Origin of the sequence: Enterobacter cloacae complex sp. P38RS, assembly GCF_014930775.1 — a bacterium.
Lineage (GTDB): Bacteria > Pseudomonadota > Gammaproteobacteria > Enterobacterales > Enterobacteriaceae > Enterobacter > Enterobacter bugandensis.
In genome coordinates, this window is record NZ_JADBRS010000017.1 from 111,424 (window position 1) to 138,292 (window position 26,869).

Below are 26,869 nucleotides of genomic sequence, written 5' to 3' on the forward strand. Positions count from 1 at the left end.
CAGGTAAGCGCAGCGCCACCTGACGAAAAGTTTCCACCGTTGTAGAGGAAGAACCCCATGGATGTCATTAAAAAGAAGCACTGGTGGCAAAGCGACGCGCTGAAGTGGTCAGCGATCGGTCTGCTGTGTCTGCTGGTGGGTTACCTTGTTGTTTTAATGTACGTACAAGGGGAATATCTGTTCGCCATCATGACGCTGATCTTAAGCTCTGCTGGCCTGTATATTTTCGCCAACCGTAAAGCCTATGCCTGGCGCTATGTCTACCCGGGCGTGGCCGGGATGGGGCTGTTTGTCCTGTTCCCGCTGATCTGCACCATCGCCATTGCGTTCACCAACTACAGCAGCACCAACCAGCTCGCGCAGGAGCGCGCCACTCAGGTGCTTCTGGATCGCTCTTATCAGGCGGGTAAAACTTTTAACTTCGGCCTGTATCCTGCAGGTGACGAGTGGAAGTTAGCGCTCACTGACAGTGAGAGCGGCAAAAACTATCTTTCCGACGCGTTCAAATTTGGCGGCGAGCAGAAGCTGGTCTTAAAAGAGGCCGCGGCCCTGCCGGAGGGTGAACGTGCGAACCTGCGTATCATTACCCAGAATCGCCAGGCGCTGACCCAGCTCATCGCCGTGCTGCCCGATGACAGCAAAGTAACCATGAGCTCGCTGCGCCAGTTCTCCGGCACGCAGCCGCTTTACACCCTGGCGGATGACGGCACGCTGACCAACAATCAGAGCGGCGTGAAGTACCGTCCGAATAACGACATTGGTTTCTATCAGTCTATAACGGCCGATGGCAAATGGGGTGATGACAAGCTCAGCCCTGGCTATACCGTCACCATCGGCTGGGACAACTTTACCCGCGTGTTTACCGACGAAGGCATCCAGAAGCCGTTCTTCGCCATCTTCGTCTGGACGGTAATCTTCTCGGTGCTGACAGTGATCCTGACCGTTGCCGTAGGCATGGTGCTGGCCTGCCTCGTGCAGTGGGAGTCCCTGAAAGGCAAAGCGATTTACCGCGTGCTGCTGATTCTGCCTTACGCCGTACCGTCGTTTATCTCGATTCTGATTTTCAAAGGGCTGTTTAATCAGAGCTTCGGTGAAATCAACATGATGCTGAGCGCCCTGTTCGGCATCAAACCGGCCTGGTTCAGCGACCCGACCACCGCCCGCTCGATGATCATCATCGTCAACACCTGGCTGGGCTATCCGTACATGATGATCCTGTGCATGGGGCTGCTGAAGGCGATTCCGGACGATCTGTATGAAGCCTCGGCGATGGACGGCGCGGGTCCGTTCCAGAACTTCTTTAAAATTACGCTGCCGCTGCTCATTAAGCCGCTGACGCCGCTGATGATCGCCAGCTTCGCCTTTAACTTTAACAACTTCGTGCTGATTCAGTTGTTGACCAACGGTGGCCCGGATCGTCTCGGCACCACCACACCGGCAGGCTATACCGACCTGCTCGTGAGCTACACCTACCGTATCGCCTTTGAAGGCGGCGGCGGACAGGACTTCGGTCTGGCGGCGGCGATTGCCACCCTGATCTTCCTGCTGGTAGGCGCACTGGCGATAGTGAACCTGAAAGCCACGCGTATGAAATTTGACTAAGGAGGGCACTGAACATGGCTATGGTACAACCCAAATCTCAGAAACTGCGCCTCCTGGCGACGCACTTAGGCCTGCTGATTTTCATCGCGGCCATCATGTTCCCGCTGCTGATGGTTATCGCCATCTCCCTGCGTTCGGGTAACTTCGCCACCGGGAGCCTGATCCCGGACGAAATCTCCTGGGAGCACTGGAAGCTCGCGCTGGGCTTCAGCGTGGAGCACGCCGATGGCCGCGTCACCCCGCCGCCGTTCCCGGTGCTGCTGTGGCTGTGGAACTCGGTGAAGGTGGCAACCATCACCGCGATCGGCATCGTGACGCTCTCCACCACCTGTGCTTATGCCTTCGCCCGCATGCGTTTCCCGGGCAAAGCAACGCTGCTGAAAGGCATGCTGATTTTCCAGATGTTCCCGGCGGTGCTGTCGCTGGTGGCGCTGTACGCCCTGTTTGACCGTCTCGGCCAGTACGTGCCGTTTATCGGTCTGAACACCCACGGCGGCGTGATCTTCGCCTATCTCGGCGGTATTGCCCTGCACGTGTGGACCATTAAAGGCTATTTCGAAACCATCGACGGCTCGCTGGAAGAGGCGGCGTCGCTGGATGGCGCTACCCCGTGGCAGGCGTTCCGCCTGGTGCTTCTGCCGCTGTCGGTGCCTATTCTGGCGGTGGTCTTTATCCTGTCGTTTATCGCGGCAATCACCGAAGTACCGGTTGCCTCACTGTTACTGCGTGATGTGAACAGCTACACCCTGGCCGTGGGTATGCAGCAATACCTCAACCCGCAAAACTACCTGTGGGGCGATTTTGCCGCGGCGGCCGTACTCTCCGCCATCCCGATTACCGTGGTGTTCCTGCTGGCCCAGCGCTGGCTGGTGAATGGCCTGACGGCGGGCGGCGTGAAAGGTTAAGTTTCATCTGTTATGCCACTGCAACCCTCAACTTTAGACGTATTGTATTGACCCAACTTGTGACTGTTGTTAGGCGGCCTCCGGGCCGCCATTTTTTTATTCCCGTTTCAGCCGCTTCGAGTTGCACAGCCAAAGGGTGATCACCAGCAGCAGGATCGCCGCCGAGTAGATCAGCACGTCGAGCGGGGATTTATGATCGACAATGATCAGCCGCACAATGGCGGTGATGCCAATGTAGACAAAATAGCGCAGCGGGAAGTGAAAGCCGGACTGGAAGTACTTCACAATCAGGGCGATAAATTCAAAGTAGAGAAAGTAGACCACCAGACCTTCCACCAGCGCATATTTGCTGGTTTGCTCAGGGGCGAACAGCACATCCGCCAGATGCACCGTCTCTTTGCCGAGAAAGACGACCAGGATCAGGCCAAGGCTCAGCAGACCGAGGTTCAGCACGGTCTGGAGTATCGTTGAGATAAACTCAACGCGCGGGCGAGTCAGGGATGTCATACAGCACCTCATTCTCCAGGACGAGATTCCTGTATAACGCAAAAATGTGACGGGGATCTATATTTTTTAATTATGTTTTATGTAGGGAGGTAACCGATGGATCGTAAACCAACCGGGGTTCGCAACGTGACGTGCGGCGACAATGTGACCGTATATGAACCCACTAATCTTTACGACTGTGTACTGGGCAACGGCGTGTTCGTCGGCCCGTTTGTTGAAATTCAGGGCAATTCGCGCATCGGTGACGACAGCAAAATTCAGTCGCACACCTTCATCTGTGAGTATGTGACCATCGGTAAGCGTTGCTTTGTTGGCCATGGCGTGATGTTTGCGAACGATATGTTTCGTGAGGGGAAACCGAACGCCGACCGGACCAGCTGGGGCCACATTACCATCGGAAATGATGTGTCGATTGGCAGCGGTGCCACCATCCTGGCGGTCTCCATTTGCGACGGAGCGGTGATTGGGGCGGGAAGCGTGGTGACGAAATCGATCGTCGAGAAAGGTGTCTATGCCGGGAACCCGGCGAGGCTGCTACGCCGCTTGTGATTCGCCCGGAGGCGCTGCGCTTACCGGGCCTACAAAAACCGTAGGCCGGGCAAACGCAGTGCCGCCCGGCGTGAAGCATCAGCGGAAGTTAATGTTCTTATCGCTGGTCATGTCGTACAGCTGGAACTTACGCCCAAGCTGCTGGCCGCCATCACGCGTCAGCGGTGTCCAGCCCACTGCCGCACGGCTGCGGGTCGGACCGGATGAGAACAGATCCAGCGGAATCGACACGTAGACCCCTTTGGTGAAGTCCCCTTCCCCGTACTCGTCCGGCGAGACGTTGGTGATGGTGGCGTAGCCGCCCACCACGACGCCGCTGTCGAAGTGTTTGGAGATATCCAGCGTGCCGCCCTTGTCGCCCGCCAGATACTGGCCGACGCTGGCTTTCACCAGCACGTCCTGCGCGAACGAAGGCGTCCAGTAGGCGGTCAGGTGGCCGGTTTTGACGCTGTAGTCGGTGAACTTCATCATGTCCTGCGCGCTGCGCCAGTCACGCTGCTTAACGTAGTTGGCATCAATCCCGAACGCCCAGTTGCTGTCGACGGGACGATACAGCACTTCCGCCCCCGCGCCACCAAACATGGTTTCCAGATAGCCACCGTAAACCTGGCCGTAGAAACCGTTGCCGAAGTACTGGAAGTAGTTGGCCTGCAGGTTATTCACGTAGACATCGTTCTGCACGTATTCACGCACGCGGGTACGCACGCGCGGCAGCTTCGAGTCGTTCGGCGGGTTCGTGTAGTTAAACTTGTCGTAGTTGTTCGCAATGTTGCCGAACAGGCTGCCGGTGGTCAGCAGGTGGTCGGTGACCCACAGATCCGCCGTCGCCATCGCACCCAACTGATACATGTAGAAGTTTTCCGGCCCGCCGACGGACTGGTTCAGTACCGGATCGATATGGAAATCAAAGCGCGATTTATCGATATACCAGCCCTGCTCGGTGGTTTCCGGCACGATCGGCTCTACGCGTTTTTGCACCAGCTCAGTTTCATGCCCGAGCGGTTCGCCTTCAAGATGGCGCTTGAGGCTGGCGACATCGGTTTCGGTGGTGACCTGCGGCAAATTCAGGCGGTTCTCCGTCACGCGGATCGTGCGGATCCCGTCCGGGAGATCGTTCATCACGATCCGGTTGGCGCGTTCGATCCCTTCCCGCGAGTCGCGGTATTTCACCTGCTCGCCGGTGACGTACAGCGTATCGCCTTTCACCTGAATTTTCGGATCGGCCAGGCCGGCGTTGTATTTCAGCAGGGTCAGCTGGTTTGCCACCACGGAGTGCTGCAGAATCGCATCCTGCGGCTCCGGCCGGTAGGCAGGCCGCGCGTTATCGTTGTAGTGCGGCCGCATGTCGTTGAAGTTGGTGCGCAGCGTGAAGCCAAACATCACCGTGTTGCCACGCTCGTAGCTGAGGTTAACGTCGGCCCAGTCGGTGACGCGATAAATGGCGCCGACGTTAAACTTGCTCTTCTGCTCAATCTTCCCGGCGAAGTCCTGCGAGTAGTCGTTCCCTTCGTACTCCAGCTTCAGGCGCAGCGGCTGCCACGGCGTCTGGTATTCCACACCACCGAACAGCGAGGCCGGGCCGTGGAACATCTGGTCGCCGTTGATGGAACCGGCTTTCTTGTAGCTGTTATCGCGGTAGCAGTATTTATCGCTGTAGGTACAGAACGGGTTTTTAACGTTGCCGCTGGTGCCGAGATAGCCCCAGCCAAGACCGAGAGAAAAATCAAACGGTCCCCAGGCCTTGCTGGCCACGATGTATTCCGCGTCGAACAGGCCGGTACCGCCGATATCTTTTGCACCCACGGAGACCTGCGGCATCCAGTAGCTCTCTTCCCACAGGCGCAGCTTGACGTCGAAGGCTTTATCTTTGTAGGTCTGATCGCCGGAGAAGGCGTCGACGCTGCTGTACTGTTTCGTACGCACGTCGGTGTAGCGCAGCGTGGTTTCAAGCCACGGGAAAAGCTGTACGGAGGCAGAATAGTAGCGATACTGGTCGTTATCGCGGTAGTTAAGGCTAATTTCCCCTTCACGCGCCATGCGCGCGGTAGGCGTTTGCAGTAAACCGACGCCGCCGAAGTCTGACTGAGACGGGCCAATAGGTGCCGGATACGTTTCTGCATGGCAGGCGGCGCTTACGCAGAGCGCCAGCATGCTGTAGAGATAGGTTCTTTTCATTCTTCCGGTATCCGCTGTGTCAGGGAGTGAAGGATATCGGCGTTAAGCCCGTCATATGCCTTCGTCCAGAAATGGTCGGCAAAACCGACAAAAATGATGCTGCCCGGCATGGGTTCGATATGGCGTTTATTCCAGTACGCCACCGGCGCTTTTTGCGTATGCCCGTCTGGATAAATAATCCATGCGTAGCTGTTATCCGCGCCGCTCAGCAGGCTTTGTTCGTCGAGATAGCTCGCCACGTCGCGGCCGGGCGTAAAGGGCTTTTTACCGGGGCTGCTGATAAGCCCCATCACGGTCACCGTCGTCGGCTTCACCGGAAGCCAGAGGGTGTACTCCCCTTCAAGCGTGGGGTTGCCCTTTTCAGTGACGCGCACTTCATCTGGATCAAGATTGACTTTCTGGCGGCCTGTCACTTTCAGCGCCTGAAGCTGCTGGCGAACGCTGTTAATGGCCGCGGCATCGTCGCCGTCTTCCTGCTCCGCCAGGCTCGTCAGGCGGGTCAGCAGGGCACGGTGTTCCTGCTCCGCCTTAACCGTCGCCTGACGCTCGCCGATCACCGCTCCCGGCCACCAGCTGTTGGCAAGCTTTGGCTGCCCGACGAGATCGAGCAGATGCTCGGCGTTGGTTAAGGTTTTGGGTTTTTCACTGTCCGGCGTGTAGACCTTTACCGTTCCTGCGGACCATGCCAGCGGCGCGGCAAGGCTGGCGAGAAGCGCAGCGTGGATGAGCGTTTTCATGATTTCGCCGCCTTGATCAGGGTGGTTTTCACCGGGAAGAAACCGGCACCGAGATACTGCAAGGACTGACGGATCTGCCCATCCTCGTCGATCCAGAAGCGGTTATGCCAGGTGGCCTGGTCGGTTGTCACCTTCTCATCCAATACGCGCACCTGAGTTTCGTCGCTGCCGACTTTCACGTTGTCCGTACCGTCCCAGCGGAAGGTGGAGCGGGCCGTGGCGTAGCGCACCTGCTTATGCTCGGTCCAGCCCATCGTGCGCGTCCAGCTTGCGCCGTCGACGATCTGATTTGGCTTGATGAGCGGGTCTTCGGCGAGATTATTCACCTCGAGCAAGTTGTCGCCGCCGAGCAGCGTTTTCACGATTCGGGCATGCTGCGTGACGATGGTGGCCTGATCCTGCGTCACCCATTTCTGCTGCCCGTTTTCATCGAAAGCGAGCACCACAAACAGCTGCGGGCCATCGTTTAGCTGCATGTACTGGCTGGCGTACGGCATGTTCTGAAGTTCGTCATCGGTCAGATGAACGCCCGGCGTGCCGAACAGGCTTTCCCACAGTGAATGTCCCAGCCCTTTGGTGGTGGCTGAGCACGCCTGCAACAGCAGGCAAATCAGAATGATTGCAGGTCGCTTCACGACTCTTCTCCGAAGGGGCGAAATAACCACACCGAAGTGTGGTTATGATTAAAACACCCGGTATTACTGGGTGCTGGTTGTCGTAGTGGTCGTGGTTCCGGTATTGGAGCCATCACCGCCACCGGTTGCCGCCAGCGCGACACCCACGGCTGAACTTACGGTGCTGGTGCTGGCTGCGGTAGAACTTCCCGCAGACGCAGACGTCGCTGCCGACCCTGCTGCTTCCCCGACCTGGACCGGAGCTGCATAGACAGACGTCGCCGCAAGTGCAGATATGGCAAAAATGCCATACAGTACTTTCTTCATAACAATTTCCCTTCAATGAATGAATGGAGATTTGCCCGAAAAGAAATTCAGGCGGAATCGAGTATACACAACTACAGCAGAGGGTTTACCGTGGGGGGAAATAGGGGAATGGTTTTCGGACTAATGGATAAAACAGAAACGAAAAACAAATATTTGAAATAAATAATCGATGAAAATCAATAAATTATAATATATCCTTATTATCTTAGCTCTACGTATTTTCTTAAAATAAACCGCAGCAATTAGCAGGTTAACCGCCTTTTTCAGATTAAACTCAGAGTCAGAATTTGAGTTAACTAACAGACATCAGGAATTATCCGATAAAAAAATGCCGGCATATCGCCGGCATTTTTCATGACATATTAATTACGCACGCCATGCTTTATAACGGTTAATCAAACCATTGGTGGAGCTGTCGTGGCTGTCGATGGCTTTATCGTCACCCAGCTCTGGAAGAATGCGGTTTGCCAGCTGTTTGCCCAGCTCAACGCCCCACTGGTCAAAGGTGAAGATGTTCAGGATCGCGCCCTGGGTGAAGATCTTGTGCTCGTACAGCGCAATCAGCGCGCCCAGGCTGAACGGGGTGATTTCGCGCAGCAGGATGGAGTTGGTTGGGCGGTTGCCTTCGAACACTTTGAACGGCACAACGTGCTCCAGCGTGGCCGGATCTTTACCCTGGTCACGGTATTCCTGCTCAACCACTTCGCGGGATTTACCGAACGCCAGCGCTTCGGTCTGTGCGAAGAAGTTAGACAACAGCTTCGGATGGTGGTCGGACAGCGGGTTGTGCGTGATTGCCGGGGCGATGAAATCGCACGGTACCATTTTGGTACCCTGGTGAATCAGCTGGTAGAAGGCATGCTGGCCGTTGGTGCCCGGCTCGCCCCAGATGATCGGGCCAGTCTGGTAGTCCACCGCGTTGCCGTTACGGTCAACGTACTTACCGTTGGATTCCATGTTGCCCTGCTGGAAGTAGGCCGCAAAACGGTGCATGTACTGGTCGTATGGCAGGATCGCTTCGGTTTCAGCGCCGAAGAAGTTGTTGTACCAGATACCGATCAGCGCCAGCAGCACCGGCAGGTTTTTCTCAGGCGCGGTGGTGGAGAAGTGTTTGTCCATCGCATGCGCGCCGGAGAGCAGCTCAACGAAGTTGTCAAAGCCCACGGACAGGATGATGGACAGACCGATTGCAGACCACAGCGAGTAGCGGCCGCCAACCCAGTCCCAGAACTCGAACATGTTCGCCGTATCGATGCCAAACTCGCCTACCGCTTTACCGTTGGTGGAGAGCGCCGCAAAGTGTTTCGCCACGTGCTTTTCGTCGCCCGCGGTTTTCAGGAACCAGTCGCGCGCGCTGTGGGCGTTGGTCATGGTTTCCTGGGTGGTAAAGGTTTTAGACGCCACCAGGAACAGGGTAGTTTCCGGGTTTACGTTCTTCAGCACTTCGGCGATGTGGGTACCATCGACGTTAGAGACAAAGTGCATGTTGAGGTGGTTTTTGTAAGGACGCAGCGCTTCGGTCACCATGAACGGACCGAGGTCAGAGCCGCCGATACCGATGTTAACCACGTCGGTGATCGCTTTGCCAGTGTAGCCTTTCCAGCTGCCGGAGATGATCGCTTCGGAGAACGTTTTCATCTTTTCCAGCACCGCGTTCACTTCCGGCATCACATCTTTGCCGTCAACGATGATTGGCGTATTGCTACGGTTGCGCAGCGCCACGTGCAGCACTGCACGGTCTTCGGTGCGGTTGATCTTCTCGCCGGAGAACATGGATTTGATGGCGTCGGCCAGCTCGGTCTCTTTCGCCAGATCCTGCAGTTTTGCCAGCGTCTCTTCGGTAATGCGGTTTTTAGAGAAATCCACCAGCATCAGGTCATCGAAGGTCGCGGAGAATTTAGTGAAACGATCGGCATCTTTCGCGAACAGATCCGCGATGGTGACGTCTTTCATTTCATCAAAATGTTTCTGTAGTGCCTGCCAGGCAGCGGTCTGCGTTGGGTTGATGTTTTTCATTAGCAATACTCTTCTGATTTGAGAATTGTGACTGCGGTCGATTGTAGCGCCTGCAAATAAAAATTGTGATGGTTTTTATGCCATTGCCCTGGTCTGCATCAAACGCAGGTGAAAAGACCCGAAAAGTATAGCTGCTGTCGCGCCCTTCCGGCGTGGCGAAATGTCGGTCAAAAGGGGGTAAAAAGGAGCATAAAATATGGGCCTGTTATAAGTCCTGTTTCTCAGGGGTACCCCCCCATAAAAAATCCGCATAATCCCAGCATTGACAGGACCTCCCCCGCATTTTATTTATAGGGCCGTATTTTGCGCCTGCACCTGTTTTCGTTTCATTCTTGTGCCAAGGTCGCTTATTCATTCCCTGACACGAGGTTGTTATGACGAGTTTTGTGGTCGCCAAGTTTGGCGGCACCAGTGTGGCCGATTACGATGCCATGAACCGCAGCGCCGATGTGGTGCTGGCCGATCCGAATACCCGCCTGGTGGTGCTCTCTGCATCCGCCGGCGTGACGAACCTGCTGGTTTCTCTGTCTGAAGGACTGGAAGCGACAGAACGTTTCGTGAAGCTGGATGCACTGCGCAAAATTCAGTTCGACATTCTTGAACGTCTGCAAAACCCGAACGTGATCCGCGAAGAAGTGGAGCGCCTGCTGGAAAATATCACCACCCTGGCAGAAGCGGCGTCCCTGGCCACCTCTACCGCCCTGACCGATGAACTGGTCAGCCACGGTGAATTGATGTCTACCCTGCTGTTTGTTGAAATTATGCGCGAGCGTAACGTTCAGGCGCAGTGGTTTGACGTGCGTAAAGTGATGCGCACCAGCGATCGTTTTGGGCGCGCCGAACCGGACGTTGAGATGCTGGCCGAGCTCACCAACCAGCAGCTGGCGCCGCGCCTGGCAGAAGGCATGGTGATCACCCAGGGCTTTATCGGCAGCGAAGCGAAAGGACGCACGACCACGCTTGGCCGTGGCGGCAGCGATTACACCGCCGCGCTGCTGGGCGAAGCCCTGCACGCAACGCGCGTGGATATCTGGACTGACGTGCCGGGTATTTACACCACCGATCCGCGCGTCGTTTCCGCGGCAAAACGTATTGATGTGATTGCCTTTGAAGAAGCGGCTGAAATGGCCACCTTCGGTGCAAAAGTGCTGCATCCGGCAACGCTGCTGCCTGCCGTGCGCAGCGATATTCCGGTCTTCGTTGGCTCCAGTAAAGATCCAAAAGCGGGCGGGACGCTGGTCTGCAAGAAAACCGAGAACCCGCCGCTGTTCCGCGCGCTGGCCCTGCGCCGCCGCCAGACGCTGGTCACGCTGCACAGCCACAATATGCTGCACTCCCGCGGCTTCCTGGCGGAAGTGTTTGGCATCCTCGCGCGCCATAACATCTCTGTAGATTTGATTACCACCTCTGAGGTGAGCATTGCGCTGACGCTGGACACCACCGGCTCCACCTCCACCGGCGACACCCTGCTGACGCAGTCGCTGCTGATTGAGCTGTCTGAGCTGTGCCGCGTGGAGGTCGAAGAAGACCTGGCGCTGGTGGCCATCATCGGTAACAAGCTGTCTCGCGCCTGCGGCGTGGGCAAAGAGGTGTTCGGCGTGCTTGACCCGTTCAACATCCGCATGATCTGCTACGGTGCCTCCAGCTATAACCTTTGCTTCCTGGTCCCTGCCGATCAGGCCGAGCAGGTGGTGCAGAAACTTCATCAGAATTTGTTTGAATAAAATTCGTTAGCACGATAAACAATACCTATAAGCCGGGCACAGACCCGGCTTTTTCATAACTAAACAACACGACAATACTGCAAGGAATTCACTATGTTATCCGCTATCACCCGGCTGTTCCCGCTATGGGCGCTGCTGCTCTCCGTACTCGCGTATTACACCCCTAACACGTTCACGGGCATTGGTCCGTGGGTCACCACGCTGCTGATGCTGATTATGTTCGGCATGGGCGTGCACCTGAAAATCGACGATTTTAAACGCGTGCTGTCGCGCCCGGCGCCGGTGGCTGCAGGGATCTTCCTGCACTACCTGGTGATGCCGCTCGCGGCCTGGCTGCTGGCGATGGCCTTTAAGATGCCGCCCGATCTCTCCGCCGGGATGGTGCTGGTGGGCAGCGTCGCCAGCGGTACGGCATCTAACGTGATGATCTATCTCGCGAAAGGTGACGTGGCGCTCTCCGTGACCATCTCTTCGGTATCCACGCTGGTTGGCGTGATTGCCACACCGCTGTTAACCCGCCTGTACGTGGACGCACATATTCAGGTGGATGTGATGGGCATGCTGCTCAGCATTCTGCAGATTGTGGTGATCCCGATTGCGCTGGGGCTGGTCATTCACCATCTGTTCCCGCGCGTGGTGAAAGCGGTTGAGCCATACCTGCCCGCGTTTTCGATGGTCTGCATTCTGGCGATCATCAGCGCCGTGGTGGCCGGTTCCGCGTCGCACATTGCCTCCGTGGGCTTTGTGGTGATCGTCGCGGTGGTGCTGCATAACACCATTGGCCTGCTGGGCGGCTACTGGGGCGGGAAGCTGTTTGGCTTTGACGAGTCCACCTGCCGCACGCTGGCAATCGAGGTAGGGATGCAGAACTCCGGCCTGGCGGCGGCGCTGGGTAAAATTTACTTCTCACCGCTGGCGGCCCTCCCGGGCGCGCTGTTCTCCGTCTGGCACAACCTGTCCGGTTCGCTGCTGGCGGGCTACTGGTCCGGTAAACCGATTGATGAACAACCGAAAAAAGATGCGCTGAAGCAGGGTTAATTGACGCGGCTTGCTTTACACTGAAGCCTCCCCATCAGGAGGCTTCAGCAATGGCTACACCACGTTTGACCCAGAAAGACATGACGGAAGCCGAGCAGCGTGAACTTAAAACGCTTCTCGACCGCGCCCGCATCGCCCATGGCCGCACGCTGACGAACGCCGAAACCAATCAGGTTAAAAAAGAGTATATCGACAAGCTGATGGCGCAACGTGAGGCTGCGGCGAAAAAAGCCCGCAAGCTGAAAAAAGAGCAGGCTTATAAGCCGGATGCAGAGGCGACCTTTTCCTGGTCCGCCAATACATCAACCCGTGGAAGGCGCTAATCAGCGCCCTTTCTTTTTGCGCCCCGGCTGGGTAAAGCGTTTTCCGTTACCCGGCTTGCCCCGCCCTTTCTCTTCCGCCTGCGGTGCCTTCACCACCGGACGTTTAATCGCCTGCGTTTTCGGTTTGGCTTTCGGCTTCGCTTCGGACGAGGAGTTTTCGATAAGCTTGAACAGCTCGATCAGCTCGTCGTCCGTTAAGTCACGCCACTCGCCCAGCGGAATCCCGGACAGGCTGACGTTCATGATGCGCGTACGTTCCAGCTTCGTCACTTCATAACCAAAATACTCGCACATGCGACGGATCTGGCGGTTCAGGCCCTGCACCAGGGTAATGCGGAAGGCAAACGGCGCTTCTTTTTTGACCTTGCACTTCTTCGTCACGGTGCCCAGAATCGGCACGCCTGCGCCCATCCCGCGAATGAACTCGTCCGTCACCGGCTTGTTCACCGTAACGATATACTCTTTCTCGTGGTCGTTACCGGCACGCAGAATTTTGTTCACCAGGTCGCCGTGGTTGGTAAGGAAAATCAGCCCCTGAGAGTCTTTATCCAGGCGACCAATCGGGAAGATACGGCTGCTGTGGTTAACGAAATCAACGATGTTGTCCCGCTCGCCGTCTTCCGTGGTGCTGACAATCCCAACCGGTTTGTTCAATGCGATAAACACCAGGTCTTCAGTATCACGCGGTTCGATGAGCTGACCATTCACTTTAACCACGTCGCCAGGCATCACCTGGTCACCGATAGTGGCGCGTTTGCCGTTGAGGAACACATTACCTTGTTCAATGTAACGGTCCGCCTCGCGACGTGAGCAGATCCCGCTCTCGCTAATGTACTTGTTTAATCGGGTTGATTGAGTTGGCAGCATAGTTTCTCCTGTGAAGGGCGAAATATACCTTAGGTATGGACTGGAAAAAAAGATTAGCCGACCGTAACTGAGACGGGTTTTCCAAGTTTACATAACATCATGATCAGCGTATCAAGGGTGAACTTACTGGTTTTGAGGTTCACGACATCAGACACGCGGGGACGAGAGACGTTTAGCCTGGCGGCAGCGTCAGTCTGACGCAGTTTATTCTCCGCAATCCACGAGGAAATTTCCTGCATCAGTTGCCGCTTGATGGCAAGCAACTGCTCAACCTCTTTTTCGGCACTTTCGTGCAACTGTTTAGCTTCACTTTCTTCAAAACCCAGCTCAGCAAAAATGTTCGTTTCTGAAGCTGTCACATGCCGAATTTTTGTATCAACGCGTCTTCCCATTTTCATCCTCTCCGAGCATCAAGCACCGCCTGAAAACGTGCCTTTGCTATGTATTTATCATGGCCTGATGTCCGCTGCGTTTTCTTCTTAAAGCAATGCAGTACGTAAACAGCATCCTCATAACGAGCCAAATAGATGATTCGGTATGCGCCCGTGTCACCGCGTAGCCGTATCTCTGCAACGCCTTTGCCAATCTCTGAGATCGGCTTCCAGTCTGCCGCCTCTAATCCAGCCTGTAATCGATGTAGCTGATACCCTGCATCCCGCCGGATTTCCTCCGGGAAGCCGAGCAAATCATCGAAGGCACTCCCCATCCATGCAATGGATCTCATTGCTGGTTTTTCTGAAAGCATACCACATCCCTGTATAAAATTTTATACATAAAAGATTACATTGTCTCACGCCACAGGTCTGCTTATGACCTGTGGAGTGACGTTACGTTTTCAGTAGAGTTTGGTCACGCCTCATGGAGAGGATCTGCGAGGCGCTTTCAGAGATTAATACTCATCCCGCTCGTCATCTTCATCCGGCTGTTCCATCACGCTGTAGGCCACCGCGCAGAACAGCGAGTTAAGACGCTTCATATCTCCCAGCAGCCCCAGATGAAGTGAGCTGGTCTCGATGCTCTGCACGTTCTGCTGGTGCAGACGTTCAACGTGGGCGTGCGAGTAGCGACGGTTGAGAATGCGGAAACGATGCTTGTTGCGGCGCAGGCGGCGCGCGCTCGGTACGTCGCTGGAGAAGAAGACCGACATCGCCAGCTTCAGGTTGCTCACCAGCTTTTCGTGCAGCGCTTCGAGCTCCTTCAGCCCTTCCACGGAGAACGCCCGACGCGCGGCCAGGGATTTGTCCGCGATTTCGCTGCCCATACGCTCAACGATGTCCGAGGCCTGCTCCAGGTTAAGCGACATCTCAATGATTTCCGCCCAGCGGCGGGACTCCTCTTCCGCCAGTTCGTCCTGCGGGATACGCGCCAGATAGAGCTTGATGGCGGTATACAGCACGTTGATGTCGTCCGCCAGCCTGCGCAGCTCTTTTTCCTCGCGCGGCTCGCCGTGCATCACCTTTTTCAGCCCTTCGAGCATGGTTTCCATCGCGTCGCCCATGCGCAGCGTTTCGCGGGCGGCGTTGGCGATGGCCAGCGCGGGGGTGTCCAGCACGGAGGTATCCAGATGCTTCGGCTTAAGGCGCGCGTCCAGCTCCGGTTCATCACGGATAAGACGCTCGCAGAAGCGGGCCATCGGCGCGGCAAACGGCACCATAGCCAGACAGCGCACTAGATTATAGAAGACGTGGAAGTAGATCACCAGCTCCGCTTTCGGCAGCGGGAGGTTGTCCATCAGGTTTGCCAGCGGATGGACAAACGGCAGAATAATCAGGCTGCCCACCAGCTTAAACAGCAAACTCCCCAGCGCCACGCGGCGGGCGGCAGCATTGGCCGCGCTGTTGTTAAGCATCGCCAGCAGGCCAGAGCCGAGGTTAGCGCCGATCACCAGACACAGCGCCACCGGGAAGGAGATCGCGCCCGCGGCGGTGAGCGTGGCCGTCAGCAGCACGGCGGCCAGGCTGGAGTAGCTGATGATGGCAAACACTGCCCCGATCAGCGCATCCAGCATGATGTCACCGGTCAGCGAGGCGAAGATGACCTGCACGCCGTTCGCCTGGGTGATAGGCGTCACCGCCTGCACAATCAGTTCCAGCGCCAGCAGAATCAGCCCGAGGCCAATGCCCACGCGGCCAAGCTGCCCGGCACGCGTTTGTTTGCGGCCAAGGAAAAAGATCACACCGATGAAAATCAGCAGCGGCGACAGCCAGGAGAGATCGAACGTCAGGATACGCGCCATCAGCGCGGTACCGACGTCAGCACCCAGCACGATCACCAGCGCCGGGGCGAGCGCGACCAGATCCTGCGCCACGAACGAGGTGACGAGCATGGTGGTGGCATTGCTGCTTTGCACCAGCGCCGTGACGCCAATCCCCGCGCAGAAGGCGAGCGGCTTCTTCTCAACGCTGCCGCTGAGGACGGTACGTAAGCGCGCGCCGAACACGCGCATCACGCCGGTGCGGACAATATGGGTGCCCCATACGAGCAGTGCGACTGCCGAAAGCAGATGTAACAACGTCAGCACGGAAGTGGGTTCTCCTTATCGTTATAGATTTTATGATTAAGTATAAGGGTTTAAACGTAAGAAAGAGACAGGGCACCGTTGAGGTGCCCTGTTTGTTGTAAGGAAAAGTGACGTTAGTCCGCGTCGTAGCCTAAATTCGGCGCCAGCCAGCGCTCTACCTCTGACACGCTCATGCCTTTGCGCAGGGCGTAATCTTCGATCTGATCGCGCTGCAGCTGCGCCACGGCGAAGTACTTGCTGTCCGGATGACTGAAGTACCAGCCCGACACGGACGCGCCCGGCCACATGGCGAACGACTCGGTGAGCTTCATGCCGGTATGCGCTTCCACGTCCAGCAGTTTCCAGATAGTGCCTTTTTCGGTGTGTTCCGGACAGGCCGGATAGCCCGGCGCCGGACGAATCCCCTGGTAGTTTTCGCGGATCAGCTCCTCGTTGCTGAGGTTCTCATTCGCCGCGTAACCCCAGTACACCTTACGTACGCGTTCGTGCAGGTATTCAGCAAAGGCTTCCGCCAGGCGGTCGGCAATCGCTTTCACCATGATCTTATTGTAATCATCGTGTTGCGCTTCAAACGCGTCCGCCAGGGCGTCTTCTTCCAGACCGCCGGTTACCGCAAAGGCGCCGATATAGTCAGCTTTCCCGCTCAGCTTCGGCGCAACGAAATCTGCCAGGCAGTAGTTGGCAAAGCCCACTTTTTCGGTTTGCTGCCGCAGGTGATGGCTCACGGCCAGCACGTGGGTGCGGGTTTCATCGCGGTAGATTTCCACGTCGTCACCCACGCGGTTCGCCGGGAACAGCCCCACCACGCCGCGCGGGTTGAGGGTTTTCTCTGCGCTCAGCCTGTCCAGCATATCGTTGGCGTCTTTAAACAGGCGCTTCGCCTCTTCGCCAACCACCTCATCCTCAAGGATGCGCGGATATTTGCCCGCCAGCGACCAGGTCATAAAGAACGGCGTCCAGTCAATGTAGTTGCGCAGCGTCTCGATGCTGGCCGTCACGTCCTGCACGCCCAGACGATGCGCGACCGGCGGCGTATAGCTTGCCCAGTCAAAGGCCAGGTCGTTATCGCGTGCGGCGGCGAGCGTCACCGGCGGCGTGCGCGGTTTTTTGCGCCCGTGCTGCACGCGAACGGTTTCGTACTCCTGGCGAGTGCGCGCCACAAAATCGTCGCGCTGAGTCTCGGAGAGCAGTGCGGAAACCACGCCCACCGTGCGCGAGGCGTTCTGCACGTAAACCGTCGGTCCGCTGTAGTTCTGCTCGATCTTCACTGCCGTGTGCGCTTTCGAGGTGGTCGCCCCGCCAATCAGCAGCGGAATGGTGAAGCCCTGACGCTCCATCTCTTTTGCCACGTTGACCATTTCGTCGAGCGACGGCGTAATCAGGCCGGAGAGGCCAATCAGATCGGCGTTCACTTCGCGCGCGGTCTTGAGGATTTTATCCGCCGGAACCATCACGCCAAGGTCGATAATTTCGTAGTTATTACACTGCAACACCACGCCAACAATGTTTTTGCCGATGTCGTGCACGTCGCCCTTCACGGTGGCGATAACCATTTTACCGTTGCTGGAACCCTTCTCTTTGCTGGCTTCGATAAAGGGTTCAAGATAGGCCACTGCCTGCTTCATGACGCGAGCGGATTTCACCACCTGCGGCAGGAACATCTTGCCCTCGCCGAATAGATCGCCAACCACGTTCATGCCGTCCATCAGCGGCCCTTCGATCACCTCAATCGGGCGGGCTGCCTGCTGACGCGCTTCCTCGGTGTCCTGCTCGATGAACTCGGTAATCCCTTTCACCAGCGAGTATTCCAGACGCTTTTTCACGTCCCAGGAACGCCACTCGGCCTGCTGAACATTGGACGATTCATCCGATTTACTGCCGCGGTATTTTTCCGCCAGGTCGAGCATGCGCTCGGTGGCGTCGTCGCGACGGTTGAGGATCACGTCCTCTACGGCATCGCGCAGTTCAGCAGGCAGATCGTCGTAAATCGCCAGCTGTCCAGCGTTGACGATGCCCATGTCCATCCCATTGCGGATGGCGTAGTAGAGGAACACGGCGTGGATCGCCTCACGCACCGGGTCGTTGCCGCGGAACGAGAACGAGACGTTCGACACGCCGCCGGAGATCAGCGCATGCGGCAACTCGCGCTTGATGTCTTCACACGCGCCGATAAAGTCCTGGGCGTAGTTGTTGTGCTCTTCGATGCCGGTCGCGACGGCAAAGATGTTCGGGTCGAAAATAATGTCTTCCGGCGGGAAGCCCACCTCTTCGGTCAGAATTTTGTACGCGCGGCGGCATATCTCAATTTTGCGCTCGCGGGTGTCGGCCTGGCCCACCTCATCGAAGGCCATCACCACCACGGCCGCACCGTAGCGGCGCACCATCTTCGCGTGGTGGATAAAGATATCCACGCCCTCTTTCATCGAGATGGAGTTAACGATGCCTTTGCCCTGAATGCACTTCAGCCCTTTTTCGATGACCTCCCACTTGGAGGAGTCAATCATGATCGGCACGCGGGCGATATCCGGCTCACCGGCAATCAGGTTGAGGAAACGCACCATCGCCGCTTCGGCGTCAAGCATCCCCTCGTCCATGTTGATATCGATAATCTGCGCCCCGCTTTCCACCTGCTGGCGGGCGACGTGCAGCGCTTCGCTGTACTTCTCTTCTTTGATCAGACGCTTGAATTTAGCGGAACCGGTAACGTTGGTACGTTCACCCACGTTCACAAACAGGCTGTCGTCGCCGATGGTCAACGGCTCCAGGCCGGAAAGGCGACAGGCAACCGGCAGCTCGGGCAGCTTGCGCGGCGGCAGCCCGTCCACGGCGCGGCTCATGGCGGCGATGTGCTCCGGCGTGGTGCCGCAGCAGCCGCCGACGATGTTCAGGAAGCCTGACTCGGCCCACTCGCGGATTTGCGCCGCCATGGTGTCAGCATCCAGATCGTACTCGCCAAACGCGTTCGGCAGACCGGCGTTCGGATGCGCGGTAACGTAGCATTCGGCAATGCGCGAAAGCTCCTGCACATACTGGCGCAGTTCGTCTGGTCCCAGCGCGCAGTTCAGACCGAAGGAGAGCGCGTCGGCGTGGCGCAGGGAGTTATAAAACGCTTCGGTTGTCTGGCCGGACAGGGTGCGGCCGGAGGCGTCGGTGATGGTGCCGGAGATCATGATCGGCAGGTCAACGCCCAGCGCCTCAAACTCCTCTTTCACCGCGTATATCGCGGCTTTGGCGTTGAGGGTATCGAACACCGTTTCAATCAGGATCAGGTCGGAGCCACCTTCCACCAGCGCTTTGGTCGATTCACGATACGCCGTAACCAGCTGGTCAAAGGTGATATTACGAAACGCCGGATCGTTGACGTCCGGTGAAATCGACGCGGTGCGGTTGGTCGGGCCAAGCACCCCGGCAACGTAGCGCGGCTTGTCCGGCGTGCGGGCCGTCCACTCGTCGGCACAGGCGCGGGCGAGCCTGGCCGCCTCATAGTTGATCTCCGCCGACAGGGATTCCATCTGGTAATCCGCCATGGCGATGGTTGTCGAGTTGAAGGTGTTGGTTTCAACGATATCCGCACCTGCTTCAAAGTAGGCGTTGTGAATATCCCTGATGACGGACGGTTTGCTCAACACCAGCAGGTCATTGTTTCCTTTCAGGTCGCAGGGCCAGTCGGCGAAGCGCTCGCTGCGGAAATCGTCTTCGCTCAGACGATAGCTCTGGATCATGGTGCCCATGCCGCCGTCCAGCACCAGAATTCGTTCATTTAACTGCGCACGCAGTTGCTCTACTTTGCTGCTCACACTTGCTCCCGACAACGCTCAACAAGGCCAAAAGGCTGCGTTCCATACTGGCACAATCTCGCAGGGTGGAAAAGTCACGCCGCGGTAACATGAGACATGTTCACCATCACTCCTCCGATCAGTCAGGAAAGCGGTTGCAAATTCACCAAATAAAACGAAAATGATTTCCACGATACAGAAAAAGGAGATCGTCATGGTCGCGACCGTTCCCGCCAAACGCGGCAGAAAACCTGCCGCCACCGCCGCTTCACAACCCGGCGGACAGGTTCAATCCCTGACGCGCGGTCTGAAGCTGCTGGAGTGGATAGCCGAGTCGCACGGCAGCGTGGCCCTGACGGAGCTGGCCCAGCAGGCTGGTCTGCCGAACTCCACCACGCACCGCCTGCTGACCACCATGCAGCAGCTGGGTTTTGTCCGCCAGGTCGGCGAGCTGGGGCACTGGGCGGTGGGCGCGCATGCGTTTATCGTGGGCAGCAGCTTCCTTCAGAGCCGTAACCTGCTGGCGATTGTGCATCCGATTCTGCGCAAGCTGATGGAGGAGTCCGGCGAGACGGTGAACCTTGCGGTGCTCGACCAGAGCGACCACCAGGCGATTATTATCGACCAGGTGCAGTGCACGCAGTTGATGCGCATGTCCGCGCCGATTGGCGGCAAGCTGCCGATGCACGCCTCCGGGGCGGGGAAAGCGTTTTTGTCGCAGCTGAGCGAAGAGCAGGTGACCGGGCTGCTGCACCGAAAAGGGCTGCACGCCTATACCCACGCCACGCTGGTGTCGCCGGTGCATCTGAAAGAAGATCTGGCGTTGACCCGCAAGCGCGGCTATTCGTTTGATGACGAGGAACATGCGCTGGGGCTGCGCTGCCTCGCGTCCTGTATTTTCGACGAACATCGCGAGCCGTTTGCTGCGATCTCCATCTCTGGCCCCATCTCACGTATGACCGACGACCGGGTGACCGAGCTGGGCGCGCTGGTGATTAAGGCCGCGAAAGAGGTGACGCTGGCGTACGGTGGGATTCGTTAAATCGCACACAAAACCGCTGCTTGCGGCGGTAAGCGTACACATCCTCCACGTGCCCATTTTTGATCCGCGTTTGTAGCCCGCGCCAGTAGCTGGCGTGGAACAGATCTTCATGCATTTCTTCAAATAACGGCCCGATGCGTGGGTCCGCACACAGCCAGTGGCGAAACTCCTCGGGAAACACATCGCCCGGCGAAACGCTGTACCACGGCTCGCTGGAGAGCTCATCCTCCGGGTAACGGGGCGGCGGGATATCGCGAAAGTTCACCTCGGTCATGTAGCAAATTTCATCGTAATCGTAGAACACCACCCGCCCGTGCCGGGTGACGCCGAAGTTTTTAAACAGCATATCGCCAGGGAAGATATTGGCGGCGGCGAGCTGGCGGATAGCGTTGCCGTACTCTTCGATGGCATCACGTAATGCCTGGCCCTCTGACTGTTCCAGCCAGATATTGAGCGGCACCATACGGCGCTCAATATAGAGATGGCTAATCGCTATTTTATCGCCCAGATCGGTGATTTTCGTCGGCGCTTCCTGCATTAACAGCGACATAAGCGCCGGATCGATCTGCTGCTTATCCAGCACAAAGTTTTCAAACTCCTGGGTATCGGCCATTCGCCCGACGCGATCGTGCTCTTTTACCAGCTGATAGCAGGCGCGGACGTGGGCGGCGGTCATCTCTTTCTGCGGGGCGAATCTGTCTTTTATCACCTTAAAGACCCGGTCGAAGCCCGGCAGCGTGAAGACCAGCATCACCATGCCGCGGATACCTGGCGCTTCGATAAACTGCTCATCCGCCGCGGTGACATAGCGCAGGTATTCCCGGTAACTTTCCGTTTTGGCATGCTTCTGACAGCCAATCGCCATATACAGCTCGGCGGTAGTTTTGCCCGGCAGGATCTCGCGCAGCCACTCCACCAGGGCGGCAGGCAGCGGGGCGTACACCATGAAATAGGAGCGGGCGAAGCCAAACACGATGCTGGCCTCGGCGCTGGTGGTCAGGCAGGTATCGACAAACAGTTCGCCGTCGTCGGTACGGTGAATGGGCAACAGAAACGGCACAATGGCCGTCGGCGTAACCAGTTTGCCCACCAGCCAGGCGGCCTTATTCCGGTAGAACAGCTCGTTGGCCACCTGCACATGGCTGCGGCTGAGCACCTCCTCGCCGTAGGTTTCACGAAGATGCGCATGGATATAGCCGATATCCCGGAGCTTGTTCTCCCACGGCAGGCGCAGCGGCAAATCCGTTAAGATGCGATGCAGGAGCTTTTCCCACCCGCGATCGGGAAAGAAATCTTTCGCCAGCGGACGCGGAATGGTACGGAAGCGGCGCTCAGGCTGGGAGCTGAAGATAAATAACCGCTCAGGAGATAATGAGCGGTGGTCAAATAACCGGCAATAGACGGAGTTGAAAAAGCTCTCCGCAATCTCGAAGCGAGGGTAGTCGGGTAACAGATGGGTGTAATGCTCTTTCACACGCAGTAAAAATGCCGCGTCCGGGCTTTTACCGTCGGTAATACAGCGCAGCTGCTCCACCACCAGACCCACATGGTGGTCATAGAGATGAATACGCTGCTTCATGGCCTGCTGAACCGCATGCCAGTCTGCATGTTCGAAGCGCTGCTGCGCGCCGGAGGTCACTTCCAGAAAACGACCATACTGGGCATCAAAGCCCTGCAGAATGGTTTGGGCAATCAGCAATTCCAGGCCACGCGACATATATTCCCCTTCACCCCGTCCCTCTCCCCGGAGGGGAGAGGGGGAAAAGTTTAGAACTGTGCTTCTTCGGTTGACCCCGTTAAGGCGGTAACGGATGAGGCGCCTCCCTGGATGATGGTCGTCACGTTATCAAAGTAGCCCGTCCCCACTTCCTGCTGGTGAGAAACAAAGGTATAGCCGTCTTTACCAGCGGCAAACTCCGGCTGCTGCACCTTCTCAACGTAGTGCTTCATGCCCTCCCCCTGCGCGTAAGCGTGCGCCAGGTCGAACATGTTGAACCACATGCTGTGGATGCCTGCCAGGGTGATGAACTGGTACTTGTAGCCCATATCCGACAGCTGCTGCTGGAAGCTGGCGATGGTTTTGTCATCCAGCTTTTTCTGCCAGTTGAAGGACGGCGAACAGTTGTAGGCCAGCAGTTTGCCCGGGTATTTCGCATGAATCGCATCGGCAAAGCGCTTCGCCAGCGCCAGATCCGGCGTGGACGTTTCACACCAGACCAGGTCGGCGTAAGGGGCATAGGCCAGGCCGCGGCTGATGGCCTGTTCGATACCGGCATGCGTGCGATAGAACCCCTCGCTGGTGCGCTCGCCGGTAATAAATTCGCTATCGTACGGATCGCAGTCAGAGGTGATCAGGTCTGCCGCATCCGCATCGGTACGGGCAATCACCAGCGTCGGCACACCGAGCACGTCAGCAGCCAGACGCGCGGCAACCAGCTTCTGAATCGCTTCCTGGGTCGGGACGAGAACTTTTCCGCCCATATGCCCGCACTTCTTCACCGACGCAAGCTGGTCTTCGAAGTGAACGGCCGCTGCACCGGCCTCAATCATCGATTTCATCAGTTCGAAGGCGTTCAGCACGCCGCCGAAGCCCGCTTCCGCATCCGCCACGATCGGCAGGAAGTAATCAATAAAACGCGGATCGTTGGGCTCAATGCCTGCGGCCCACTGGATCTGATCCGCGCGGCGGAAGGTATTGTTGATCCGATCCACCACCGACGGTACCGAGTTGGCCGGATAAAGAGATTGATCCGGATACATGCTGGAGGCCAGGTTGGCGTCCGCCGCGACCTGCCAGCCGGAAAGGTAAATGGCTTCTATGCCGGCCTTCGCCTGCTGCAATGCCTGACCGCCGGTCAGCGCACCGAGGCTGTTGATATAACCCTTTTTGGAGCCACCGTGCAGCAGCTTCCACATTTTCGCCGCACCGTTCTGTGCCAGCGTGCATTCCGGGTTGACCGAGCCGCGTAATTTCACCACGTCCTCCGCGCTGTAAGGACGGCGGATGCCTTCCCAGCGCGGTTGAGTCCACTCTTTCTTTAATTCTTCGATTTGTTGGGTACGGGTTTTCATGTGCAGATGCTCCATATTGTTATGTGGTGAGTTACGCCAGGAAGCGGTAGCCCGGCAGAGTCAGGAAGTCGATTAAGTCATCTGATGTGGTGATTTGCTCCATCAGGCGCGCTGCGTCGTCAAAGCGTCCGCTGCTGAAGCGGTGTTCGCCCAGCTCGTCCTGGATGACCCGCATCTCTTCGGCAAGCATCTGACGGAACAGGGCTTTGGTGACCGGCTTGCCGTTGCTGAGCGTTTTTTGATGGTGGATCCACTGCCAGATAGAGGTGCGCGAAATTTCCGCCGTGGCAGCATCTTCCATCAGGCCGTAGATAGGCACGCAGCCGTTGCCGGAGATCCACGCTTCGATGTACTGGACCGCGACGCGAATATTGGCACGCATCCCCTCTTCCGTTCGCTCGCCCGCACACGGTGCCAGCAGCTGTTCTTCAGCCGTTGGGGCATCTTCTTCGCGCGTGACAAACAGCTGATTTTTGTTATCGCCGAGTACGCGATTGAAGACCTCCATCGCCGTATCGGCCAGGCCCGGATGGGCAATCCACGTGCCGTCGTGACCGTTACGGGCTTCCAGCTCTTTATCGGCTTTCACCTTGTTGAGCACCTGATTATTGCGCTCCGCGTCTTTGCTCGGAATAAAGGCCGCCATGCCGCCCATCGCAAAGGCACCGCGCTTGTGGCAGGTTTTAATCAGCAGACGCGAATAGGCGCTCAGGAAGGGTTTATCCATGGTCACGACCTGGCGGTCCGGCAGTACGCGATCGGGATAGTTTTTCAGCGTCTTGATGTAGCTGAAAATATAGTCCCAGCGTCCGCAGTTCAGGCCGACAATGTGGTCGCGCAGGGCATGCAGAATTTCATTCATCTGGAACACGGCGGGCAGCGTTTCAATCAGCAGCGTGGCCTTGATCGTGCCGCGCGGCAGGTTGAATCGATCTTCCGCGTAGCTAAATACTTCGCTCCACCAGGCGGCTTCCTGCCAGGCCTGCGTTTTTGGCAGATAGAAATAGGGACCGCTACCTTTTGCCAGCAGGTTTTTGTAGTTATGGAAGAAATAGAGTGCGAAATCAAACAGGCTGCCCGGAATGGCTTCTCCACGCCATGTGACATGTTTTTCAGGCAGGTGCAAACCTCGTACGCGACAGATCAGCACCGCCGGATTCGGTTTGAGCTGGTAGATTTTCCCGGCTTCGTTGGTGTAGCTGATGGTGCCGTTGACGGCATCGCGCAGGTTGATCTGCCCGTCGATAACTTTGTTCCAGTCCGGGGCCAGCGAGTCTTCAAAATCGGCCATAAAGACTTTAACGTTGGCGTTCATGGCGTTGATCACCATTTTGCGCTCTACCGGACCAGTGATCTCAACGCGACGATCCTGTAAATCTTCAGGAATGCCGCGGATTTTCCACTCACCACGACGAATGGAAGCAGTTTCCGAAATAAATCCTGGCAACTTGCCGTTATCGATTTCCTGCTGTTGGTGAATGCGTGCCGCCAGCAGCTTATTGCGCTGCGGCGTAAAGCGGGTCACCAGCTCAGTCAGAAACTCTACCGCTTCGGCCGTCAAAACCTGCTGTTCTTGCTCACCATTCGGCTGGGTAAAGGTCAATTCATCGACCGTGGTTGCCTGTTGAGTCATCGTTCTGCTCCTCATCAAAGATCCAAAATCACGCCCCCAATGCGAACGAAAGATCGTTGTGTAGTTTTCGCTCAGCAGAATTAAGACTATCTATAATTTTTCCAAAATCAAAAACAATTTCCATTTTAATTTTAATTACAACGCAACATGATGATTAATATAGAGTTAAAGTTTTCTGGTATGTTGAACGGGGTTTCGGAAATAAAAAAGGCACCCGAAGGTGCCTGATCTGAATAGCTGAAACGCTTTAGGATCGTTTAATGCAGACGATTACTCCAGCGTCGGATTCATGTGGCGAAGATCGTACGGCGTAATCTGGTAGACGTAATAGTTGAGCCAGTTAGTGAACAGCAGATTTCCGTGGCTGCGCCAGGTGGCTCCTGGTTTGTTTTGCGGATCGTTTTTCGGGAAATAGTTGTACGGGATATCCGGATTAAGACCCGCTTCAACATCACGGAAATACTCTGATGCGAGAGTATCGGGATCATACTCAGGATGGCCGGTAACGAACGCGATACGTTTGTCTTTACTGGCAAACAGGTAGGCATCCCCGTCTTCCGTTTCGGCCAGGATCTCCAGATCGGTGTAATCACGAATCAGCTGGGCCGGAAAATCGGCGTAGCGAGAATGCGGGGCCAGGAAGGTGTCATCAAAACCACGCGTCAGCAGCGCGTGTGGATGAAGAATGTGGTGTTCGTATACGCCGGAGAGCTTTTGAGTGCGGGTTTGCTTGGGAATACCGTAGAGAATGTTGAGTGCGGCCTGTACCGCCCAGCAGACAAACAGCGTTGACGTGACGTGATCTTTTGCCCACTCCAGCACCTGTTTGATCTGCGGCCAGTAAGCAACATCGTTAAATTCAACCAGACCGAGCGGCGCGCCTGTCACAATCAGTCCGTCGAAGTTTTCCCCCCGAATATCTTCGAAGTTACAGTAGAAGTTATTCAGATGCTCAGAGGGCGTGTTACGTGACTCGCGGGCATCAATACGCAGCAGTTGAATATCGACCTGCAGCGGGGAGTTCGACAGCAGACGCAGAAACTGATTCTCCGTCTCAATCTTTTTCGGCATCAGGTTGAGGATGAGAACCTTCAGCGGGCGAATTTCCTGACCTGTCGCGCGTGAAGCCGTCATCACGAAGACGTTCTCTTCACGTAAGAAATTGACGGCTGGTAGCTCGTCCTGCACCCGAATCGGCATAACCTTACTTCCTCACAATATACGTATAAACGTTTAGACATCCAGACAGCTAACGATACCCAGAAATGGTATGAATGTCGAGCCTGCAAGTCGAAGGTGAGAAAGTTTCAGGGAGAGGGAGAAAAACAAAAGCAAAAAACCCCGCACCTTACGGTACGGGGTTCTTCTTATTTGATGCCTGGCAGTTCCCTACTCTCACATGGGGAGACCCCACACTACCATCGGCGCTACGGCGTTTCAC

22 protein-coding genes are annotated in these 26,869 nt (G+C 56.7%); 7 read left to right on the forward strand and 15 right to left on the reverse strand.

The window, feature by feature from the left end:
- Positions 1–57: 57 nt before the first annotated feature.
- Together malF and malG are read left to right on the forward strand one after the other, a co-directional pair.
- A complete protein-coding gene (gene malF / locus IM303_RS18460; RefSeq protein ID WP_193360156.1) occupies positions 58–1,602 on the forward strand; it encodes a maltose ABC transporter permease MalF in 1,545 nt (514 codons plus the stop codon).
- A gap of 14 nt (positions 1,603–1,616) precedes the next feature.
- Complete coding sequence (gene malG / locus IM303_RS18465) at positions 1,617–2,507, forward strand: maltose ABC transporter permease MalG (protein ID WP_006810496.1); 891 nt, start codon at positions 1,617–1,619, stop codon at positions 2,505–2,507.
- 96 nt (positions 2,508–2,603) lie between these two features.
- On the opposite strand, the gene psiE is transcribed toward malG, so the two are convergent.
- Positions 2,604–3,014, reverse strand: a complete 411-nt coding sequence (gene psiE, locus IM303_RS18470; protein ID WP_000202963.1) for a phosphate-starvation-inducible protein PsiE — start codon at positions 3,012–3,014, stop codon at positions 2,604–2,606.
- 96 nt (positions 3,015–3,110) lie between these two features.
- Between psiE and IM303_RS18475 the strand changes: the two genes are divergently transcribed.
- Positions 3,111–3,563, forward strand: coding sequence for an acyltransferase (locus IM303_RS18475; protein ID WP_028015127.1), 453 nt, complete (start codon positions 3,111–3,113; stop codon positions 3,561–3,563).
- 78 nt (positions 3,564–3,641) lie between these two features.
- Here IM303_RS18475 and IM303_RS18480 read toward each other — a convergent pair whose 3' ends face one another.
- The 5 genes from IM303_RS18480 to pgi all read right to left on the reverse strand — a co-directional run bounded on the left by IM303_RS18480 (position 3,642) and on the right by pgi (position 9,432).
- Entirely contained in the window at positions 3,642–5,738 is a 2,097-nt protein-coding gene (locus IM303_RS18480) for a YjbH domain-containing protein (protein WP_047366842.1), read from the reverse strand.
- A complete protein-coding gene (locus IM303_RS18485) occupies positions 5,735–6,475 on the reverse strand; it encodes a capsule biosynthesis GfcC D2 domain-containing protein (RefSeq protein WP_048998331.1) in 741 nt (246 codons plus the stop codon). Before IM303_RS18485 ends, IM303_RS18480 begins: the two co-directional genes overlap by 4 nt.
- Positions 6,472–7,110 carry a YjbF family lipoprotein gene (locus IM303_RS18490; protein ID WP_028015124.1) on the reverse strand — a complete coding sequence of 213 codons (639 nt, stop codon included), beginning with the start codon at positions 7,108–7,110 and terminating at the stop codon, positions 6,472–6,474. The genes IM303_RS18485 and IM303_RS18490 overlap by 4 nt, the downstream gene beginning before the upstream one ends.
- A 63-nt stretch (positions 7,111–7,173) precedes the next feature.
- Entirely contained in the window at positions 7,174–7,416 is a 243-nt protein-coding gene (gene yjbE, locus IM303_RS18495) for an exopolysaccharide production protein YjbE (protein ID WP_013095034.1), read from the reverse strand.
- 366 nt (positions 7,417–7,782) lie between these two features.
- Positions 7,783–9,432, reverse strand: a complete 1,650-nt coding sequence (gene pgi, locus IM303_RS18500) for a glucose-6-phosphate isomerase (RefSeq protein WP_048998333.1) — start codon at positions 9,430–9,432, stop codon at positions 7,783–7,785.
- A gap of 374 nt (positions 9,433–9,806) precedes the next feature.
- On the opposite strand from pgi, the gene lysC reads away from it, so the two are divergent.
- From lysC to IM303_RS18515, 3 genes are all read left to right on the forward strand, one after another.
- Positions 9,807–11,156: a lysine-sensitive aspartokinase 3 gene (lysC, locus tag IM303_RS18505; RefSeq protein ID WP_041911575.1), complete on the forward strand. Its 1,350-nt coding sequence runs from the start codon at positions 9,807–9,809 to the stop codon at positions 11,154–11,156.
- A 93-nt stretch (positions 11,157–11,249) separates the two neighbouring features.
- The gene (panS, locus tag IM303_RS18510; protein ID WP_028015121.1) at positions 11,250–12,194 is read left to right on the forward strand and encodes a ketopantoate/pantoate/pantothenate transporter PanS; all 945 of its coding nucleotides are present in this window, start codon (positions 11,250–11,252) and stop codon (positions 12,192–12,194) included.
- A gap of 50 nt (positions 12,195–12,244) precedes the next feature.
- Positions 12,245–12,517, forward strand: coding sequence for a DUF3811 domain-containing protein (locus IM303_RS18515; protein WP_003860346.1), 273 nt, complete (start codon positions 12,245–12,247; stop codon positions 12,515–12,517).
- Here IM303_RS18515 and rluF read toward each other — a convergent pair whose 3' ends face one another.
- The 5 genes from rluF to metH form a co-directional block, all read right to left on the reverse strand.
- A complete protein-coding gene (rluF, locus tag IM303_RS18520) occupies positions 12,518–13,384 on the reverse strand; it encodes a 23S rRNA pseudouridine(2604) synthase RluF (protein ID WP_193360157.1) in 867 nt (288 codons plus the stop codon).
- A gap of 53 nt (positions 13,385–13,437) precedes the next feature.
- Complete coding sequence (locus IM303_RS18525; protein WP_032655712.1) at positions 13,438–13,776, reverse strand: helix-turn-helix domain-containing protein; 339 nt, start codon at positions 13,774–13,776, stop codon at positions 13,438–13,440.
- 2 nt (positions 13,777–13,778) lie between these two features.
- Complete coding sequence (locus IM303_RS18530) at positions 13,779–14,129, reverse strand: type II toxin-antitoxin system RelE/ParE family toxin (protein WP_045260969.1); 351 nt, start codon at positions 14,127–14,129, stop codon at positions 13,779–13,781.
- Between the two features lie 144 nt (positions 14,130–14,273).
- Positions 14,274–15,905: a Na/Pi cotransporter family protein gene (locus tag IM303_RS18535; protein ID WP_041911578.1), complete on the reverse strand. Its 1,632-nt coding sequence runs from the start codon at positions 15,903–15,905 to the stop codon at positions 14,274–14,276.
- A gap of 113 nt (positions 15,906–16,018) precedes the next feature.
- The gene (gene metH / locus IM303_RS18540) at positions 16,019–19,702 is read right to left on the reverse strand and encodes a methionine synthase (protein ID WP_193360158.1); all 3,684 of its coding nucleotides are present in this window, start codon (positions 19,700–19,702) and stop codon (positions 16,019–16,021) included.
- Positions 19,703–19,895: 193 nt separating this feature from the next.
- Between metH and iclR the strand changes: the two genes are divergently transcribed.
- Positions 19,896–20,723 carry a glyoxylate bypass operon transcriptional repressor IclR gene (iclR, locus tag IM303_RS18545; protein ID WP_192987602.1) on the forward strand — a complete coding sequence of 276 codons (828 nt, stop codon included), beginning with the start codon at positions 19,896–19,898 and terminating at the stop codon, positions 20,721–20,723.
- On the opposite strand, the gene aceK is transcribed toward iclR, so the two are convergent.
- The 4 genes from aceK to metA form a co-directional block, all read right to left on the reverse strand.
- Positions 20,677–22,440: a bifunctional isocitrate dehydrogenase kinase/phosphatase gene (gene aceK, locus IM303_RS18550; RefSeq protein WP_192987600.1), complete on the reverse strand. Its 1,764-nt coding sequence runs from the start codon at positions 22,438–22,440 to the stop codon at positions 20,677–20,679. The genes iclR and aceK overlap by 47 nt on opposite strands.
- Before the next feature lie 50 nt (positions 22,441–22,490).
- A complete protein-coding gene (gene aceA, locus IM303_RS18555) occupies positions 22,491–23,795 on the reverse strand; it encodes an isocitrate lyase (protein ID WP_028015114.1) in 1,305 nt (434 codons plus the stop codon).
- Positions 23,796–23,826: 31 nt separating this feature from the next.
- Entirely contained in the window at positions 23,827–25,428 is a 1,602-nt protein-coding gene (gene aceB / locus IM303_RS18560) for a malate synthase A (RefSeq protein ID WP_047362605.1), read from the reverse strand.
- 270 nt (positions 25,429–25,698) lie between these two features.
- The gene (gene metA / locus IM303_RS18565) at positions 25,699–26,628 is read right to left on the reverse strand and encodes a homoserine O-succinyltransferase (RefSeq protein WP_048957448.1); all 930 of its coding nucleotides are present in this window, start codon (positions 26,626–26,628) and stop codon (positions 25,699–25,701) included.
- Positions 26,629–26,869: the final 241 nt, after the last annotated feature.